Genomic DNA, 2,559 nt, shown 5'->3' with positions numbered 1-2,559 from the left:
TTCAGGAACTCCAAGCGCTGGCCCCCGAACTCAGCGAGATCGCCGAGACGTGGGCCGATGAACCGAAAACGCATTGCCGCAGCCTTGCGGGCGCGCTCGACGCCCTCGCCTACGAGCTGGACAAACCACCGCTCGTCTCAGTTGCCGACACGGTCCTGGCGCTTAGCGTCACCGACGAGTCACGCTTTGCGGCTGAGCACCGCCGTGTAGTGGCGGCGCTGGCGGCGACAGCGAAGGCGGTTGCGCCGGGGCTCAGCGAAGACATTCGGGCGAAGCTCGATGAGGTCGTCCTCGGTTGGGCTCTCGTCGTCGCGGGCATCGACCCGCCAATCAACACGTCGGCCGCTCAAGCGGCGAGCTTCCTGGCGTCGACCAGGACGCAGTGGATTGCCCGCGTCGGGGCGAAACGATGGCGCCACGAGCACGAGGTCGTGTTGATCGAGGGAGAGCTGCCTATCGAGGCGCCGGCCTCAAATGAGGCACAGCGGCCAGCCGCCGTAGCGGCGCAAGCCGCCGTCCGCGTCTGCGATCTCGCTGAAACGGTCTTTATGAACGCAAAACTGGGGGAACTGGTGGCTGGCCACGAGCACGTCATCGGCTGCGACGTGCCGCTCGCCGCGACGCCGGATATCGCCGCCATCCACAAGACGCTGCTCTTTGAATTCCCCTACGCGGCGGAGACGATCGACCGCCTTCTCGCCGACCTCGTCGGCAGGCCATTCGTCCACCTCACACCGACGATCCTTGTCGGGCCGCCTGGTTGCGGTAAGAGCCGGCTTTCCCGCCGCCTCGCGGAACAGCTCGGCGCGGGGTCCTGGCGGACGGACGCGAGCACCTCAGATGGCGCAGTCTTCGGCGGATCGGCTCGGCGTTGGTATAGCGCCGAACCCTGCCACGCGTTCCTGGCGATTTCGCGGTCGCACTACGCCAATCCGGTCGTCCTGATTGATGAGATCGAGAAGGCGGCGACCAGATCGGACAATGGTCGTTTCTGGGATTCGCTCCTCGGCTTAATGGAGCGCGAGACTGCCTCCCGATATCCTGATCCCGCGCTCCAGGTCCCGATCGACGTCTCCCACGTCAGCTATCTCGCCACGGCCAACAGCGCCGACGCGCTGCCGGCGCCGCTCATCGACCGGATGCGGATCCTCGAATTCCCAGAGCCACGGACGGAGGATCTGGACTCCCTTTTGCCGACTATCATCGACGAACTGGCCCGCGCGCGCGGACTCGACGTGCGCTGGATAGCCCCGCTGACGATTGTCGAACGCGAGACGGTCGGCGCGCATTGGCGCGGCGGTTCGGTCAGGCGCCTCGCGCGGCTGGTTGAGGTCGTCGTAAGGGATAGGGAGCAGAGGACGCAGAAGCAGTAGGAGCACACGCCTGCAACTTTGGAAGAACCTGGCGATTTCAGAGTACGCGGCGGGCGCACTCGTCGACGCCGTGGAACTCACTTTCAGAGAAGCCGCCGATGATCTTTGCCGCCCGACCTGAATTCGGTCCCCTCGTCACCAAAGCCGTTATTCGGAGCGCAGATCGACTGCGGTTGAATGCGCGAACTCTTGTAGCCATCATTGGCGCCAGCGAGGCTAGCGTTTCGTGCATGAAAGGCGCGGCGACCTCGAACTCGACCAGGTACGAAACCTTTCGAGCTCGGCGTCCTACTCGTCCACATGTTTCAATCGCTCGATGCGATGGTCGGTGGTGATGACAACGCGGCAGCGTCCTGGCTCGACAATCCGAACTCCGCTCTCGACGCCCGTCCCATCGAGACAATACAAATCGCTAACGGACTCTTCGATGTCATCGTCTACCTGGATGCCGCCGCGCTCTCTTCTGAGGCCCGAACTTTTCACGGCCCGTGCTGGCGCTTTGTAGAGGCGCATCATCGAAGCGCGGCGCAGGTCGGTGTCTGGCCTCTTCGATCACGAACTTGTAGGTCAACCATCTGCCCCCAACAGTCAATCCGGCCCTTTCCCTGAACGTCTGCCTCGGAGATACCGCGACCTTTGGCTGAACGGCGATGGTGTTCGCGAGAACCGCCATCGTCTTCACGTGAACAGGCAACGCCGCCCGGTATTCCCGAGTCTGGCACGCGAAAGCGTTCAGAGCGCTCACAGCAGCGGAGCCAAGTGTGAAATTCTGCGCGACCCCCGTGGGCTTTCAAGTCCAACCGCGTTCGCGAAACGCGGAGAGATCGATTCCGGGCGGAGCATACCAACCGTTCGAACCATAGCGAGCGCCGAGCTTTCTTGCGATTTCCTTGTTGCCATATGGTATTCGCAGGGGCGTTGTGGACACGGCATCCGATCGCCCGGCCCCGGTTGTTGGGGAGGAACGGCCCTTATTCTTGCTCGTTTGGCGTTTCTTCGTTGCAGCGGGGGCGCCTGCCATCTCGTCCGTGCCTTTGCGACCGCGTCTTGTGTGCGGCGCCCCTTGTTTCGCTTTCAAAGGCGCCAATTTGGCGATTAAATTGACCTTGCCACTGTCGGCGACCTCCGCGTCTTTTCGCTCCTTCAATGACGTTCGAGTTCGCGCGGCGACCTCGGGTTGCCTTGC

3 protein-coding genes are annotated in these 2,559 nt (G+C 63.1%); 2 read left to right on the top strand and 1 reads right to left on the bottom strand.

Features of this window, described 5'->3' with window-relative positions; all coding sequences use genetic code 11:
* Both ABSF49_RS21635 and ABSF49_RS21630 read left to right on the top strand, forming a co-directional pair.
* On the top strand, positions 1-1,373 hold a 1,373-nt coding region (locus ABSF49_RS21635; RefSeq protein WP_424114696.1), incomplete at its 5' end, for an AAA family ATPase.
* Positions 1,374-1,673: 300 nt separating this feature from the next.
* Positions 1,674-1,982 carry an MbcA/ParS/Xre antitoxin family protein gene (locus tag ABSF49_RS21630; protein ID WP_424114695.1) on the top strand — a complete coding sequence of 103 codons (309 nt, stop codon included), beginning with the start codon at positions 1,674-1,676 and terminating at the stop codon, positions 1,980-1,982.
* A gap of 181 nt (positions 1,983-2,163) precedes the next feature.
* Here the strand turns inward: ABSF49_RS21630 and ABSF49_RS21625 are convergent.
* Positions 2,164-2,559 (bottom strand): DUF5710 domain-containing protein (locus ABSF49_RS21625; RefSeq protein WP_424114694.1); only part of this gene is annotated, 396 nt, incomplete at its 5' end.

Origin of the sequence: Roseiarcus sp. (assembly GCF_049514155.1) — a bacterium.
Taxonomy (GTDB): Bacteria; Pseudomonadota; Alphaproteobacteria; order Rhizobiales; family Beijerinckiaceae; genus Roseiarcus.
The sequence above is the reverse complement of the archived record's forward strand: the minus strand, read 5'-3'. Positions and strand labels throughout refer to the sequence as shown.